The 14,768-nt window shown below is 72.4% G+C and carries 15 protein-coding genes, 1 tRNA gene and 1 riboswitch; of the genes, 2 read left to right on the plus strand and 14 right to left on the minus strand.

Translation table 11 applies throughout. From position 1 onward, the window contains the following. Positions 1-8: 8 nt before the first annotated feature. The 5 genes from B0I33_RS06490 to dacB all read right to left on the minus strand — a co-directional run bounded on the left by B0I33_RS06490 (position 9) and on the right by dacB (position 4,872). The gene (locus B0I33_RS06490) at positions 9-377 is read right to left on the minus strand and encodes a hypothetical protein (protein ID WP_106177599.1); all 369 of its coding nucleotides are present in this window, start codon (positions 375-377) and stop codon (positions 9-11) included. Between the two features lie 148 nt (positions 378-525). Next, positions 526-1,080: a hypoxanthine phosphoribosyltransferase gene (gene hpt / locus B0I33_RS06495; RefSeq protein ID WP_106177600.1), complete on the minus strand. Its 555-nt coding sequence runs from the start codon at positions 1,078-1,080 to the stop codon at positions 526-528. Between the two features lie 35 nt (positions 1,081-1,115). Next, a complete protein-coding gene (tilS, locus tag B0I33_RS06500) occupies positions 1,116-2,114 on the minus strand; it encodes a tRNA lysidine(34) synthetase TilS (protein WP_106177601.1) in 999 nt (332 codons plus the stop codon). Then, positions 2,111-3,136 carry a zinc-dependent metalloprotease gene (locus tag B0I33_RS06505; RefSeq protein WP_106177700.1) on the minus strand — a complete coding sequence of 342 codons (1,026 nt, stop codon included), beginning with the start codon at positions 3,134-3,136 and terminating at the stop codon, positions 2,111-2,113. The genes tilS and B0I33_RS06505 overlap by 4 nt, the downstream gene beginning before the upstream one ends. Before the next feature lie 62 nt (positions 3,137-3,198). Further along, complete coding sequence (gene dacB / locus B0I33_RS06510) at positions 3,199-4,872, minus strand: D-alanyl-D-alanine carboxypeptidase/D-alanyl-D-alanine endopeptidase (RefSeq protein WP_245900468.1); 1,674 nt, start codon at positions 4,870-4,872, stop codon at positions 3,199-3,201. Between the two features lie 452 nt (positions 4,873-5,324). Here dacB and B0I33_RS06515 point away from each other — a divergent pair, with 452 nt between their 5' ends. After that, entirely contained in the window at positions 5,325-5,828 is a 504-nt protein-coding gene (locus tag B0I33_RS06515) for an inorganic diphosphatase (protein ID WP_106177603.1), read from the plus strand. Between the two features lie 62 nt (positions 5,829-5,890). Here B0I33_RS06515 and B0I33_RS06520 read toward each other — a convergent pair whose 3' ends face one another. The 7 genes from B0I33_RS06520 to B0I33_RS06545 all read right to left on the minus strand — a co-directional run bounded on the left by B0I33_RS06520 (position 5,891) and on the right by B0I33_RS06545 (position 9,488). Beyond that, entirely contained in the window at positions 5,891-7,159 is a 1,269-nt protein-coding gene (locus tag B0I33_RS06520) for a serine hydroxymethyltransferase (RefSeq protein WP_106177604.1), read from the minus strand. A gap of 20 nt (positions 7,160-7,179) precedes the next feature. Then, positions 7,180-7,264: riboswitch (ZMP/ZTP riboswitch) on the minus strand. A 6-nt stretch (positions 7,265-7,270) separates the two neighbouring features. After that, positions 7,271-7,696: a CGNR zinc finger domain-containing protein gene (locus B0I33_RS06525; protein ID WP_106177605.1), complete on the minus strand. Its 426-nt coding sequence runs from the start codon at positions 7,694-7,696 to the stop codon at positions 7,271-7,273. A 3-nt stretch (positions 7,697-7,699) separates the two neighbouring features. Beyond that, positions 7,700-8,128, minus strand: coding sequence for an uL11 family ribosomal protein (locus B0I33_RS06530; RefSeq protein WP_106177606.1), 429 nt, complete (start codon positions 8,126-8,128; stop codon positions 7,700-7,702). A 65-nt stretch (positions 8,129-8,193) separates the two neighbouring features. Beyond that, positions 8,194-8,721 carry a gamma carbonic anhydrase family protein gene (locus B0I33_RS06535; protein ID WP_106177607.1) on the minus strand — a complete coding sequence of 176 codons (528 nt, stop codon included), beginning with the start codon at positions 8,719-8,721 and terminating at the stop codon, positions 8,194-8,196. 10 nt (positions 8,722-8,731) lie between these two features. Then, positions 8,732-8,869, minus strand: coding sequence for a hypothetical protein (locus tag B0I33_RS29850; protein WP_181193192.1), 138 nt, complete (start codon positions 8,867-8,869; stop codon positions 8,732-8,734). Continuing rightward, entirely contained in the window at positions 8,866-9,276 is a 411-nt protein-coding gene (locus B0I33_RS06540) for a hypothetical protein (RefSeq protein ID WP_106177608.1), read from the minus strand. Before B0I33_RS06540 ends, B0I33_RS29850 begins: the two co-directional genes overlap by 4 nt. A gap of 135 nt (positions 9,277-9,411) precedes the next feature. Continuing rightward, positions 9,412-9,488 (minus strand) — tRNA-Thr (locus B0I33_RS06545). A 134-nt stretch (positions 9,489-9,622) separates the two neighbouring features. Between B0I33_RS06545 and B0I33_RS06550 the strand changes: the two genes are divergently transcribed. After that, on the plus strand, positions 9,623-11,275 hold the full coding sequence (locus tag B0I33_RS06550; protein WP_106177609.1) for a hypothetical protein: 1,653 nt from the start codon (positions 9,623-9,625) through the stop codon (positions 11,273-11,275). A gap of 100 nt (positions 11,276-11,375) precedes the next feature. On the opposite strand, the gene B0I33_RS06555 is transcribed toward B0I33_RS06550, so the two are convergent. Together B0I33_RS06555 and B0I33_RS06560 are read right to left on the minus strand one after the other, a co-directional pair. After that, on the minus strand, positions 11,376-12,599 hold the full coding sequence (locus B0I33_RS06555) for a DNA polymerase III subunit delta' (RefSeq protein ID WP_106177701.1): 1,224 nt from the start codon (positions 12,597-12,599) through the stop codon (positions 11,376-11,378). A 14-nt stretch (positions 12,600-12,613) separates the two neighbouring features. Further along, positions 12,614-14,719: a bifunctional MFS transporter/dTMP kinase gene (locus B0I33_RS06560; RefSeq protein ID WP_106177610.1), complete on the minus strand. Its 2,106-nt coding sequence runs from the start codon at positions 14,717-14,719 to the stop codon at positions 12,614-12,616. Positions 14,720-14,768 lie beyond the last annotated feature (49 nt).

Consider the following 14,768-nt stretch of genomic DNA (forward strand, 5'->3'; position numbering starts at 1 on the left):
CCCTGGTATCAGACGTGCCTGGTGAACGGTTCCGCGGCGGACTGGTCGAAGTCCTCGTAACGGCTCATCGCCGTGAGGATCGCCTGCTCGGCCTGGTCGTACTCGGCGTACAGGTTGCGCAGGGCCTGCGCGTAGGAGTCCCCGCTACCTGCCGCACGGTCGGAGAACTTCGCCGAGATGGCGTGACCGACCGGGTTCGCGCCGAGCCGCGGCGGCTGCGCCAGCGAGCCCGCGTCGCGGAGCAACGCCTCGATGGAGTCCTTGCCCTTGCGGATCTTGCTCAGAACCCCCTGCGCGGCGTCCGGGTCGACTCCCACCTGGCCCGTGGCCGCCGCGTTGCGGAACGCCGCGGCGTCCGCAAAGCTGCTGTTCCCCATTCTGTTCTCTCCCTGTCCCCAGCAAGCGCCGGCCGCGAGCTGTCGGCGATCTTCGCTTAGGTTAACGCACCAGCTGCGCCGGTATGACGCGTTCTCGGGGGTTAGGGTTCCGCATTCGCGTACCGGTGCGCAACGAGTTCACCAGGAGTTACGAGGAGTAAACCCGCGGATCCAGGGTGCCGATGTAGGGCAGGTCCCGGTAACGCTCCGCGTAGTCGAGCCCGTACCCCACGACGAATTCGTTGGGGATGTCGAAACCGACGTACTTCACCGGCACGTCGACCTTCACCGCGTCCTTCTTGCGCAGCAGCGAGCACACGTTGAGGGAGGCGGGGTTGCGGCTGGCGAGGTTGCGCAGCAGCCACGACAGGGTCAGCCCGGAGTCGACGATGTCCTCCACGATCAGCACGTCGCGGCCCGCGATGTCGCGGTCGAGGTCCTTCAGGATCCGCACGACGCCGGACGACGACGTCGACGATCCGTACGAGGACACCGCCATGAACTCCATCTGCGCCGGGATGGGCAGCGCACGGGCGAAGTCGGTCATGAACATGACCGCGCCCTTGAGCACCCCGACCAGCACCAGGTCGGAGCCACGGCCGTCGGACGGGTAGTCGGCGGCGACCTTCTCCGCCAACTCGGCGATCTTGTCCTTGATCTGCTGCTCGGTAACGAGCACGGAGGCGATGTCGCCTTCGTACACGAGTCGGTCCCCTCTTGCGGTGGGTTCGGTGGGGCTCACGGGAAGCGCCCGCACTCCCGCGTCCCGGGAGCTACGCGAGCGAGACACAGCCTGCCATGCACCCTGCTCGCCACAAAATTGCCGGGTAGCCACACCCCGCCCTGCCCGCGCCAGTCGCCGACGAGCGCGTCGACCGAACGCAGGTGCGGGTCGGTGAGCTCGGGCACCCCGCCCGAGAGCAGCCAGTGCCGCAGCACCCGCCTGCGCAACGCGGCGGGAGCGGGTTCGAGCAGCCCGACGGCCAGATCGTCGCCGGACCGCACCCGGTCGAGCAGTTCGCCGGCAAGCGTGTCGAGGGCGTCGTCGTCCTCGCGCAGCTGTGTCGCCGTACGAGCCAGCGCCCCGGCCACCCCGCCCGACAGCACATCCTCCAGCAGGGGGAGCACCTCGGTGCGCAACCGGACCCGGGTGAACCGCGGATCGGCGTTGTGCGGATCCGTCCACGGCTCGACACCGAGCGCGGCACAGGCGGCCCTGGTGACCGCGCGGGGGACGCCGAGCAGCGGCCTGCCCCACGGCGGGTCGAGCGGTCGCATCCCCGCGATCGAACGGGGCCCGGAACCCCGGCCGAGGCCGAGCAGCACCGTCTCGGCCTGGTCGTCCCTCGTGTGCCCGAGCAGGACGAGCGGATCGGGCTCGCCCGCGGCGGCCCGCAGTGCGGCGTAGCGCGCCTTGCGGGCGGCGGCCTCGGGCCCGCCCGGGCCGGCGACGGTGGTGGTCAGCACCCGGGCGTCGGCCGCGCCCAGCTCGCGGGCGCTCCGCGCGGCGCCTTCCGCCACCCGTGCCGAGTCCGGTTGCAGCCCGTGGTCGACGACGAGCGCGGTCACCCGGCCGCCCATCCGGTGCGCGGCGTGCACGGCGGCCTCGGTGAGCGCGAGCGAGTCGGCCCCGCCGGAGACCGCGACGTAGAGCTCGGCGGGAAAAGGATCCACCGTGCCGAGGAACTCGCGCACCGCCCTGCGCACGGTCGCGACGGCGGGGTCGGGTCTGCTCATCCGTGCATGCGCCGCACCCAGGCCCGCGGGTCGCGGATCTCCGCCCGGCTCGGCAGGGTGTTCGGCGAGGTCCAGACGGCGTTGAAGCCCTCCATGCCGACCGTGTCGATCACGTGCCGGGTGAACGCCGAGCCCTGCGCGTACTGGCGGATCTTGGCGTCGATGCCCAGGAGGCTGCGCAGGATCCGGTCGAGCAGGCCACCGCCCTTGCGGCGTTCGGTGAACCGCTCGCGGATCGTGGCCACGCTGGGCACCACCTGAGGGCCCACCGCGTCCATCACGTAGTCGGCGTGCCCCTCCAGCAGGGTGGAGAGCGCGAGCAGCCGGTCGAACACCGCCCGCTGCTGCGGCGACTGCACCAGCTCGGCGAGGCCGAGGGATCCCTCGCCGCGGGTGCGCCTGGCCTCCTTGAGCGTCTCGGGCAGCCTGCCGAGCAGCTCACCGAGACCGTCGGACTCGGCGAGACCGCCGACGAGGCGGGAGACCTCGTCGGCGAAGTAGTCGCGCAGCCAGCTCACCGACGTGAACTGCAGCCGGTGGGTGCACTCGTGCAGGCAGACCCACATGCGGAAGTCGCGGGCGGACACGTTCATCGCCTGCTGCGCGGCGACGACGTTCGGCGCGACGAGGACCAGCTGGCCCTCCTTGTCCGGACCGCCGAACGGGTCGTACTGACCGAGCACCCTGGCCCCGAGGAAGGCGAGGACGACGCCGGTCTGCACACCGGCTCCGCCTGCCAGCAGCGGCCCGAACGGCCCCCTCGACGTGTCGCGCAGCGCCCGGCTGGTCAGCTCGTCGAGCCCCGCCGCGGCCGCGCGCACCCAGCCGGGCCGGTCGACGACCTCGGCAGGCCGCAACGGCAGGTCCGAGCCGAGCCCCGTGAGGTCGCGGACGTGCCGCTCGGCACCGACGGTCAGCTCGCGCAGCTCGACGACGGTCCGCTCGGCCTCGGCCTTCGGCACGGTGGGTCCGCCCCGCACGAGGTAGGCGCCGGTGGCGGCGGCGAGGGACCAGTCGACGATCGGGTTCGCGGACGTCTCACTGGTCTGCGACTGCTGGTTCACCTCATCGACGCTACCTGGCCTCAGCGGCAGCCACATTCGCGCAGTGCGGCGGCCATGGCGTCGAGTGCCGCCCGGCCCGGCTCGGTCTGCGACCCCGACGACATGAAGGCGAAGACGAGCACGCGGTTGTCGGCGTCAAGGACCACCCCGGCGAGGCTGTTCGTGCCGGAGGAGGAGATCGTGCCGGTCTTCGCGCGCACCCAGCCCCTGCCCTCGGCGGCGGGTGGCTGGGTGTAGCGGTCGGAGAGGGTGCCGCTGCCGCCCGCCACGGGCAGGCCGCCGAGCATCGGCCGCAGCCGGGGGGTGAGCGGGTCGCCACCGTCGGGCGCGGCGGCGGTCGCGAGGACCTGCCCGAGCACGCGGGACGTGACCTTGGCGTCCGTGGACAGCCCGCTGCCGTCTTCGAGGCGAACCCCGCTGACGTCGAACCCGTTGCGGGACAGCACGTCCCGCATCGCCCGCGACGCTCCGGAGAACGACGGTTCCGCACCCTCCGCGATGGCGACCTGCCGGGCGATCACCTCGGCGAGCAGGTTGTCGGAGTGCAGCAGGGACTGGTTCACCAGTTCGGTGATCGGCGCCGACCGCACCTCGCCGAGTACGCGCGCACCTTCCGGGGCCGAGGTGGTCATGGGCGCACCGACCCGCGCACCGAGCCGCTCGGCCAGCTCCCGCGCCAGGACGCCCGCGGGGTCGGACACCCGCATCGAGTGCTCGTCGGCGGGATCGCTCCGGCCACCGTCGAGCATGGCGGGCTGCACCTCGGCCATGAACGTCGACGGCGCGTCGCCGGGAGCCCAGCCCGGCGCCTCGGTGGGGCCGGTGAACGCGCTCAGGTCGAGCCGGACCTCGTGCACGTCCCCTCCGGTGGCCTCCCGCACCTGGGCCACGAGGTCGTCGAGGCGCGCGGCGTTCGCGTAGACGGACTCCTGCCCCTCCTGGAGCGAGGACAGGGTGACGTCGCCGCCCGCGACGAGCACCACGCTGCCGGGTTCGCCGCCCTCGACGACCGTGGTGGTCAGCTGCGTGCCGTGGTCGAGGGTCAGCAGCGCGGCGGCCGCCGTGAGCACCTTCGTGGTGGAGGCCGGGGTGAGTGCCCGGTCCGGGTTGGTCTCCCACAGCGTGGTGCCCGAGGCCGGGTCGATCACGGTGGCGCCGAGGGTGCCCAGCGGCGCGCTGCCCGCGATGCCGCCCAGCACGGAGGCCACCCCCTGCGGTGTGGGCGCGGGCGCGGTAGCCGAGGGACCACGCAGCTCGCGGCTCACCGCGACCGGCTCGGGGGGCGGACCCTGCGGGGCGTTCGGCGCCCAGGGCAGCGCGAGCCGGTTGGACACGTCCGGCAGCGCGAGCACCACGCCCACGGCGAGCACGAGCAGCAGCGCGAGCCCGGTGATCAGCGGCCCGCGCTTCCCGCGCGACCGTTCCGGCTCCCGCGGACCGGTGTCCTCGGCCCGGTCCGCCTGCTCCGCGGGTCCCGGGTCCGGCTGCGCCTCCGGCCGCGGCTCGGCCGGAGCGGGCTGCGGTCGCTGTTGCCGAGGTGGCGGCGGCTGCGGTGGTGCCTGCCTGGCCTGCGCCTGTGGCGGCTGGGGCGGGGACGGCCGGGGCGGCTGCGGCGCGGGCGGTTGCGGGGGCCGCTGGTCGGCGCCGGAGATGGAAGGTGCCGGGTGCCGCTCGCCGGACGGCTCGATCCGCATCGGCCTGGCGTGCCCGGAGGCCTGCCGCACCTCGACGCGGGGGCGTGCGTCCGGTGGCGGTGGCGGTGGTCCCTGCGGTGGCTGCCGCTGGGACGGTCCCTGCGGTGGCTGCGGCGGCGGGGCCGGTGGCGGCGGTTCGGCTCGTGGCGGTTTGGGCACCCATACGGTCGGCGAGTCCGCGGCCGTGACGTTCGGCACAGGCAGCTGGTTGGTGGGTTGCTCGGACCCGCCGGGCGGCGTGTCGCGGTCATCTGACGGCCACGCCGGTTCTGCCCTGTCATCCCCCTCCGCCACGCACCCCTCCTCGTCCGGCCGCAGGGTCGGGCGGGGCCAAACTCACACACCATCCGTGCGGGCCCCGCCAGTACGTGGTCCACACTAGTGAGGCCGACAGACAAGCAATGTGAGCCGCCCGCAGGTGCGGCACCAACCGATGAATCAGCGAGGACGGCGTGGAGTTCGACGTCACGATCGAAATCCCCAAAGGGGAGCGCAACAAGTACGAGGTGGACCACAAGACCGGGCGCATCAAGCTGGACCGCACCCTGTTCACGGCCACGCAGTATCCAGCCGACTACGGGTTCATCGACGACACCCTGGGCCAGGACGGCGACCCGCTCGACGTGCTGGTCCTGGTCCAGGAGCCCACGTTTCCCGGCTGCCTGATCCGCTGCCGCGCGATCGGCATGTTCCGCATGACCGACGAGAAGGGACCGGACGACAAGGTGCTCGCCGTGCCGTCCGACGACCCCCGCCTGGAGCACCTGCGGGACATCCACCACCTCAACGAGTTCCACAAGCTCGAGATCGAGCACTTCTTCCAGGTCTACAAGGACCTCGAGCCCGCGAAGAGCGTCGAGGGCTCGAAGTGGGAGGGCCGCGTCGAGGCCGAGACCGAGATCAAGCGTTCCTACGAGCGTTTCGCCGCCATGAACGAGCAGGGCACCGAGCACTGACCACGGTCTCTCGTGAGTGGTGACCGTGGTGAGCACCACGCTCACCACTCACGAGCGTCCCGTCAGGCCACGTAGCCGGGCATCGGGAACTCGGCCAGCAGCTCGCGCACCTCGGCGGCCACCGTGTCGAGCCCCGACTCGTCCTCCCTGGCGGCCGCCGTGACCACCCGGTCGATCCACTCCGCGATCGCGGGCTGGTGCTCCGGTCGCAGCCCGCGCGTGGTGATGGCGGCGGTGCCCAGCCGGATGCCCGAGGGGTCGAACGGCTTGCGCGGGTCGAACGGCACCGTGTTGTAGTTCAGCTCGATCCCGGCCCGGTCCAGCGCCTGCGCCGCAGGCTTGCCACCGACCTGCTTGTTCGTGAGGTCCACGAGCAGCAGGTGGTTGTCGGTGCCGCCGGAGACGAGTTCGTAACCCCGGTCCAGCAGAGCGTCGGCGAGCGCCTTGGCGTTGGCGACGACACCGTGCGCGTAGTCGCGGAAGTCCGGCCGCGCGGCCTCGCCGAGCGCCACCGCGATCGCGGCCGTGGTGTGGTTGTGCGGGCCGCCCTGCAGACCGGGGAACACGGCCTTGTCGACGGCCTTCGCGTGCTCGGCGTCGGTCAGGATCATCGCGCCCCTCGGGCCCCGCAGGGTCTTGTGGGTCGTCGTGGTGATCACCGGTGCGTGGCCGACCGGCGAGGGGTGGGCGCCACCGGCCACCAGGCCCGCGATGTGCGCGATGTCGGCGACCAGCACGGCGCCGACCTCCTCGGCGATCTCCGCGAACGCGGGGAAGTCGATGATGCGCGGGATCGCCGTGCCGCCCGCGAAGATGAGCTTCGGCCGGTGCTCCCGCGCGAGGTCGCGCACCTGGTCGAGGTCCACCCGCCCGGTCTCCTTGCGCACGCCGTAGCGGACGGCGTTGAACCACTTACCGGTCGCGGAGACCGACCAGCCGTGTGTGAGGTGGCCGCCGTCCGGCAGCGCCATGCCGAGGATCGTGTCGCCGGGCTGGGCGAACGCGAGATACGCCGCGAGGTTCGCCGGCGACCCGGAGTACGGCTGCACGTTGGCGTGGTCGGCGCCGAAGACGGCCTTCGCGCGCTCGATCGCGAGCCGCTCGATCGGGTCGACGTTCTGCTGGCCCTCGTAGTAGCGCCTGCCCGCGTAACCCTCGGAGTACTTGTTGGTCAGCACTGTGCCGGTGGCCTCCAGCACGGCCCGCGACACGTAGTTCTCCGACGCGATCAGCCGGACCTTGTCGTGTTGCCGCGTGGCCTCCGCCTCGACGAGCCCGGCGATCTCGGGATCGGCGGCGGACAGGGTGGGGATGGCGGGCTGGTGCGTCATGTCACATCTCCTGACACGCGGGGCGGCACCCAGGCGCGCGGTGCCCGCTCCTCGAACGCTCCCCGGTGGTGCTCCACCTCGATCACGCCAGTCGCTTTCGTGGCTCCGATGCTAGTGCACCGCGCCCCTCCCGCGACCGCCACGCGGGCGATGCTCGGCGCACCACCGCCGTGTGCAACCGGCCGTGCGGTCGCAGAACACCAGATCACAGGCACCGCACCGCTTGATCCGCCGCCAGCCGCCCGCCACGACCAGCCCGGCCAGCCCCCACGCCGCCGCCACGAGTTCCCCCGGCTCCCCCGACGTGCCCACGTGCACGACACGCCACGCCCCGCCGTCCTGGACGAGGCGGGGCGTGGCGCCGGTGCCGGCGAGCACGTCGTTCAGCCGTTGTGCCGCGGCGTGCTCGTCCGGCAGCGGGTCGGTGACGGCGCTGAGCTGCCGGTGGCCCGAGGCGAGCAGCCGTTCGGCCGCCGCCAGCTCCGGGTCGAGCGCGCGGAACGGCGGCACGACGGCCCGTACCCGCCGGCTGCCCACCGGTCAGTCCTTGATCCGCACGCCCATCGACCTCGCCGTGCCCTCGATGGTGCGTACCGCGGCGTCGAGGTCGGCCGTGTTGAGGTCGGGCAGCTTGCGTTCGGCGATCTCCCTGACCTGCTCGCGGCTGAGCGCGCCCGCGCCGTCGTGGCCCGGCCTGGCGGAGCCCTTCCCACCGAGTGCCTTGCGGATGAGGAACGCCGTCGGCGGCGTCTTGAGCCGCAGCTCGAACGAGCGGTCCTCGTACACCGTGACGACGGCGGGCACGACGTCACCGCGCTGGCCCGCCGTCGCGGTGTCGTAGGCGCGCTTGACCTCGACGAGGTTGACGCCGGTCTGCCCGAGCATCTTGCCCAGGTCGACGACCGGCGCGTCCCCCGCGGTGAGCTGCAGCGTGGCCTGGAAGGCCTGCTTCTTCTGCTTCGGTGGCATCGCGTCCCCCGTGCTGTCCTGTTCGCTGACAGCGGGGGACGCTAGGGACTCCAGTTACTGGAGGGTCAAGTTTTGTCGAGCGGCTCGATCCCCGCGGCGTGCCTGCGGGCGAGCGACTGGTAGATGGCGGCGTTGTGGTCGACCCACGCCTTGGCGGTCTCGGACAGCGGCACGAACTCCTTCGCCGGGCTGCCCTTGGCGAGCATCTCCGGCGGCACCTCGGTGTTCGGCGGCACGGTCGCGCCCGCGGCGACGAGGGAGCGCGCGCCGATCTTCGCCTTGTCCAGGATGGTGGCGCCGTTGCCGATCAGCGCCTGCTCGCCCACGGTGCAGTCGTGCACGAGGCAGAGGTGGCCGACGGTGGCGTTGCGGCCGACCTCACACACGCCGTCGTTGACGTGCAGGACCGAGTTGTCCTGGATGTTGGCACCCTCCCGGATCACGATCTTCCCGAAGTCGGCGCGGATGACGGCGCCGTACCAGATCGACGCGCCCTGCTCGACGACGACGTCTCCGATGAGCGTCGCGGTCGGAGCGATCCAGGCGTCCGGGTGCACGGTGGGGCTCATGCCCTCGAAGGCGAACATCGGCATGCGGGACACCCTAACCGCGTGCCTTTTCGTACTGCTCGACGAACTCCGCGACCGGCGTGCTCGCCACCACCTCGGCGACCAGGCCGAGCGCGAGGTAGCGGCGACGGTGGCCGGCTTCTCGGCCACTACTTGCCGCCGCGACGTTCACCAGGCGGGGACGCGTGCGGTGGGCGCCCAGTCGGTGACTCCGTAGACGAAGGCGAACGCCCCGGCGACCGCCGTCGCCAGCGTGCCCAGCGCCACCAGGGCACCCACCCGCGGCAGGCTGCCGGAGCCGGGCGAGCGGGCTCCGGCGAGCAGGCCGAAGACGAGCCCGAGCGTCCCGACCGGCAGCATCGCGAACCACAGCGCACCGAGCACCAGCAGGAACACGATCGTCAGCCACGAGACCGACAGGGTCTCCAGCAGCTGCGGCCGGACGAACAGCCACGCCGCCCAGGTCGCCAGGGCCAGCACGAGCCCGGCCGGGGAGAGCGCGAGTGAGGCGATCGCCAGTCCGCGGCCGGATCCGGAGCCCGGCCCGATCGTGGTGTCCGCCGGTTCCGGCACGGGCATGGGACCCCCTCGCCGAGCAGTCGATGTCGCGGGCGGAATCGGGGGCGACGGGACGGCCGTTACGCCCACCCGCCCAGGTGAATCCCAGGCACGGCACGAAAAAGCCAGAGGCCCCGGGCTGGGGCCTCTGGCTGGTGGAGCCGCCTAGGGGAATCGAACCCCTGACCTGCTCATTACGAGTGAGCCGCTCTGGCCGACTGAGCTAAGGCGGCGGGGGGCGTGCCCGACGCGAACAAGTGTAGCGTGCGCTCCCCGCGTCACCATCGCCCCCCACCCTCGTTAGGTCGACTATGACCCCGGTCATAGTCGCGTGACCGGACCACGGTTTGCGGAGGGACTCGAACACATGCGCAGACGCCTGCCCCGCTCGCTGGCTCTGCCGGTCACGGCAGCGGTGCTCGTCCTCTCGGCCACCCCGGCCGTCGGCCAGACGATCCCGACCACGCCGATTCCGCAGCCCGCGGATCCGGGGCAGGCCCCGCTCTCGTCACCACCCGCGCCGACGCCCACGGGCAAGGCGGTCGGCGAGGCGGGCACGGCGCTCGGCATGGTCCGCCTCCTGCCGCAGGCCGTGCCCACCGACGCCATCATCGACGACATGGAGGGCGACCTGCCGAAGCAGTCGGCCCTCGAAGGCGGCATGGGCCTGTCCAGCGCGCAGGCCAACTCCGAGGCCTACCTGTCCTACGAGCGCTCGATCGCCCAGGCCTCGCCGTTCGGCGTCTCCGTCGCGGGCAACGCGCCGCAGGCGCCCGGCTCGCTGGTGCAGACCGCGCTCCCCGACAACCCGGAGCCGGCGACCACCGGGTTCAACGCACCAGAGAACCCACTGCTCAACGTCGGCCTCCTGAACGGCAGGGTGCACGCCAGGTGGAGCCCCAAGCTCGGCCCGTGCGTGGGCACCATCGCCGACGCCAGCACCGAGCTGGCCAGCCTTTCGCTGCTCAACGTCATCCCGACGATGCCGGACATCCCGCTGCCGAACCTGGAGCTGCCGCAGAACCTGCGCCTCCCCGACGGGTTCGAACAGGCGAAGGGCCTGGCCTCGCTCGGCGGCCTGCTGGAGGGTGGCGGCGAGACCAACGCGGACGGCTCCGGCTCGCTGCTCAGCCTGCCCAACACACTGTCGTCGCGGTCCCTGGTCAAGCTCGTCGACATGCCCGGCACCGACCGCAAGGCCGTGCAGTCCGTGTCCACCCTGCAGGCGGCGAACGTCGAGATCCTCAAGGGCACACCGCTGAACCTCACGATCAAGGTCGCCAGCCAGCCGACGCTGAAGGTGACCTCGACGGGCGACCCCAAGACGTCGAAGGTGGAGTACACGGCACCCGTGCTGACCGTCGAGCGCGGCGGCGAGGTGCTGTACCGGCTCGACGCGGCCAACCCGACCGCCGACATCCCCATCGGGCTGCCGCTGGCGGGCCTGACCGAGCGGTTCGGCCCGCTCGAGGACATCCCCGTCGTGGGCGGCCTGGTCTCGACGATCAACCAGGGTGTGCAGCGCGTCGGCGAGACCACGGGCAACGTGCTCGACCTCGGTGTGCTCCGGCTCAGCATCGCGGGCCTCGACGAGAAGAGGATGCCGATGACGGAGCCGTTCAAGGGCTTCCAGCTCGGTGCCTCCGCGCGGCTGCTCGACCTGCAGATCCTGCCGACCAAGGCGCTCAAGGACGCGCTGCCTGCGGACGCGGCGGAGCGGCTGCCCTCGTCGTTGGCGCAGCTGTCGCTCGGCGAGCAGGTCGCCCGGTCCTACGCCCCCGAGGGCGGCGTCGAGTGCGGCTTCGTGACGCCGCCGCCCGAGGCCCCGCCCGCGGGCGGGAAGCAGCCGCAGGCCCCGAAGGAGCTGGCGTACACCAGCGCCGCGTACTCGGCGGTGCCGATGTTCTGGACGGGTACCGCGATGCTGTTGCTCGGCGTGGTGCTGGTGGCCGCGCTGCCGAACCGGCGCAAGCCCGCCCCGGCACCCGTGAAGCCGTCCCCCTTCCCCCGGGAGAAGTAGCGCGAAGCTCCCCAATGTGGCATCGGTTGCGTTGAACGCACCGAATGCCACATTGGGGAACTTCAACGCACCGAATGTGGCATTGGGGGCGTGGGCGGGGTCAGCCTTCGCGGAGGGTGGTCACCATGGCTTCCACGGCGATGCGCGGCTTGACGTTCAGCCCGATCGCCTCCCGGCACTCCAGGACGGCCTCCAGGCGGCGCAGCGTCGACTCCGGCGTCCACTGCCGGGCGGCCTCCGCGCTCTGGGCGGCGTGGTCGGGGTGGTTCAGCGACGCGTTCGACCCGCAGGCCGTCACCAGGACGTCCCGGTAGAACCCGGCGAGGTCCACGAGTGCGAGGTCGAGCGTGTCCCGCTGGGTCCGCGTCGCCCTGGACTTCTGCCGCTTCTCCAGCTGCTTCACGGCGGCCTCGGCCGCGCGCTTCGCCGCCGCGACACCCTTTCCGGTACCCCCGGAGCCCATCGCCGTGCGCAGCGCGTCCTGCTCCGACTCGTCGCGGGCCTTGCTCTCCTCGGTCGCGTCCGCCTCGGCGGTGCGGATCAGCTCGTCGGCGCACGCGAAGACGTCGGCGGGCCTGCGCAGGCCGAGCGGGATGCGCAGGACAGCCTCCCTGCGCTTGCGCGCGTCCTCGTCGGTCGCCAGCCTGCGCGCCCTGCCGACATGCCCCCCGCACACCGAAGCCGCCCACCCGGCCAGGGTCGGTTCGACACCGTCGCGGTCGGCGAGCACCCGCGCGATCGCGTCGGCGGGCGGGGTCCGCAGGTTCACCAGGCGGCACCGGGACCGGATGGTGACGGACACGTCCTCGGGGTGGTCGGACGGCGCGCAGAGCAGGAACACCGTACGCGCCGGGGGCTCCTCGACCGCCTTGAGCAGGGCGTTCGACGCGCCCTCGGTGAGCCGGTCGGCGTCCTCGATGATCACGACCTGCCAGTTGCCGGTCGTCGGCCTCCGGGCGGCGACCTGGACGAGCGAACGCATCTCGGCGACGGAGATCGACAGGCCCTCGGGCACCACGAGCCGCACGTCGGCGTGTGTCCCGGCGAGCCCCGTGCGACAGCCGCCGCACTCGCCGCAGCCATCACCGCGCTCGCACTGCAGGGCGGCCGCGAACGTGCGAGCGGCCACCGAACGGCCGGAACCGGGCGGCCCGGTGAACAGCCATGCGTGGGTCATCGCACCGGAGTCGGTGGTCTCGCCAGCCACCAGCGCGGCGGCGGACTCCGCGGCGGCCGCCAGCACCTCGACGGCGGGCTCCTGCCCCACCACCTGCGACCAGACGGCGCCGACCCGGGGCTTCTCCCGTACGGCAGCGTTCGTCACGGCGCCTCCCGCGCTCACGAGGCCTCCACCGGCTCCGGTTCCGTCGTCGGGGCGAGCCCGGACACCCGGCCCGCCAGCGTCGCCCGCACCGCGGTGCGCACGCGGTCGCCGACCTCCTCCTCCGTACCCTCGGCGTCCACGACGACGTACCGGCCGGGGTCGGCCGCGGCCATCTCGGTGAGCAACTGCTGCACGCGCCAATGATGCTCGGTGGAGCTCGACTGCGGATCGGAGGCCGCCGGTTCCGCGTCGAGCAGCACGGTCAGGTCGGGCCTGAGCCTGCCGGTCGCCCAGTCGGCCAGCCCTTCCAGCTCCGACGCGTCCAACCCGGCGACGGCGGACAGGTGCGCCAGCGGCGAGTCGACGAACCGCTCCATCACCACGATCGCGCCCGCGTCGAGCGCGGGCTGCACGTCCCGCTCCACGATGTCGGCCCGCACGGCGGCCGCCGCCAGCGCTCGTGCCCGTGCACCGGACAGCGAGGCCCCGGCGACCAGCTTCGCGAGCCGTTCGTCGTTGAGCGCCGGATCCGTGGCGAGCACGACGCGCCGGGTGCCGTGCCCGAGCCACTCGGCGAGCCGCGCGGCCTGGGTGGCCGTGTCCGCGGCCGTGGTGCCCTCCAGCGCGATGAGCAGCCCGTTGACCCGCCTCGGCCTGCGCCGGATGGCGTTGCGGAGGTCGGCGAGGATCGGCTCGGTCCGGCGCGAGTCCATCTGCCGGTAGGCGATCACGCCGACGAGCGCGGCGAGCAGCCCGCCGCCGAGCAGCACCGGCCGCGTACCGTCGATGACGAGGCTGTTGCCCCAGACGGTCACCACGCGCGGCCGGACGAGCCCGATCAGCAGCGGCACGGTGGCCGTCGCTCCGAAGACGATGATCTTCATGAGCGACTGGTAGATGGCGTTGATGCGGCCTCGGATGGCGTCCTCGATCTGCGACCCGATGATCGTCACGCCGGTGAGGAAGGCGGCACCGGCACACGCGCCGACGATGGCGACGGCCACCAGCGCGACGGCGAGGTGCGGAGCGAGGGCCACGACGATCAGCGCCAGTCCGGCGAGCACGATGCCGACGCCGAACAGGCGGTCGTGCGGGAGCCGCCGGGCGAGCTTGGGCGCCCCGGCGAGTCCCACGGCCGCACCGACGAACACCGCGACGAACAGCAGGCCGAACGAGGAGTCACCGCCGCCGAGGCTGGACGCGTACGGTTTCGCGGAGCCGATCACGGCACCGCCCGCGGCGAACGCGCCGACCATGCCGATCAGCAACCCGCGGACCAGCGGGGTGGTCCGGACGAAACGGGCACCGTCCCGGATCATCGCGACGACGCCCCCGGAGGTTCCGCTCTCCTCCTCGGCGCGGCGCTGCTGCCTGCCCGCGTCCGGCACCGGGTGCACGTTGCGCAGGGACAGCTCGGGGATGCGGGTGGCGATCACCAGCGCGCTGCCCAGGTAGAGCAGGCTGTTGATGATCACGACGGCGTTGGCGATGCCGAACTCGCCGAGCAGGTCGGGTGGCAGGTGCAGCGTCGTCTGGATGCCGGTGAGGATGGAGTACAGCCCGGCCCCGGTCACCACCGCGATGCCGTACGTCATCACCATGCCGAGCTGGTTGGCCGTCTCCACCTGGTCGGGCCTGCGGAGCAGGTTGGGCACCGCCGCGTCCTTCGACGGGATCCACATCATCGCGGCCGAGCCGACGAGGAAGTTGGCGATGAACAGCCAGATCGGCGAGCCGACGATCGCGATGGACAGCAGCAGGCCGAACCGCACCAGGTCGGCCACGATCATGACCTTGCGCCGGTCGAACCGGTCGGCGAGCAGCCCGCCGAGCGGGGCGAAGATCAGCCCGGGCAGCAGGTTGGTGAGCACGACACCGGCGAACGCGAAGTTCTGCGCCATGTACGAGTCGGTGTACTTGGTCACCAGGCCGGTGAGCGCGAGCAGCGCCAGCCAGTCGGCGACGCTGCACAGGTACGTGACGCCCCAGAGCCGCCGGAACGGGCGAATCGCCAGCACTCGGCGGACTCGATGCACTGTGGACGCCTCACTCCGCGCCGACGCCGTCGCGTCGGCGGCGCGCGCCCCCTCATTCACCTCGCTGATGTGCCCACCCCACATGTCAATGGCAGCGTCGGTCTCGTCAGGGTAGACCCGAGGTGGGACAGTC

The organism is Prauserella shujinwangii (assembly GCF_003001955.1).
GTDB classification, from domain to species: Bacteria; Actinomycetota; Actinomycetes; order Mycobacteriales; family Pseudonocardiaceae; genus Qaidamihabitans; species Qaidamihabitans shujinwangii.

Bases quoted from the DNA above. Each gene is read 5' to 3' on its own strand.
- tilS (WP_106177601.1), bottom strand. From the start codon at position 2,114: ATGAGCAGACCCGACCCCGCCGTCGCGACCGTGCGCAGGGCGGTGCGC.
- B0I33_RS06540 (WP_106177608.1), bottom strand. From the start codon at position 9,276: ATGCCCGTGCCGGAACCGGCGGACACCACGATCGGGCCGGGCTCCGGA.
- B0I33_RS06535 (WP_106177607.1), bottom strand. From the start codon at position 8,721: ATGCCGATGTTCGCCTTCGAGGGCATGAGCCCCACCGTGCACCCGGAC.
- B0I33_RS06530 (WP_106177606.1), bottom strand. From the start codon at position 8,128: ATGCCACCGAAGCAGAAGAAGCAGGCCTTCCAGGCCACGCTGCAGCTC.
- B0I33_RS06490 (WP_106177599.1), bottom strand. From the start codon at position 377: ATGGGGAACAGCAGCTTTGCGGACGCCGCGGCGTTCCGCAACGCGGCG.
- B0I33_RS06550 (WP_106177609.1), top strand. From the start codon at position 9,623: ATGCGCAGACGCCTGCCCCGCTCGCTGGCTCTGCCGGTCACGGCAGCG.
- B0I33_RS06560 (WP_106177610.1), bottom strand. From the start codon at position 14,719: ATGTGGGGTGGGCACATCAGCGAGGTGAATGAGGGGGCGCGCGCCGCC.
- B0I33_RS06520 (WP_106177604.1), bottom strand. From the start codon at position 7,159: ATGACGCACCAGCCCGCCATCCCCACCCTGTCCGCCGCCGATCCCGAG.
- dacB (WP_245900468.1), bottom strand. From the start codon at position 4,872: ATGCGGATCGAGCCGTCCGGCGAGCGGCACCCGGCACCTTCCATCTCC.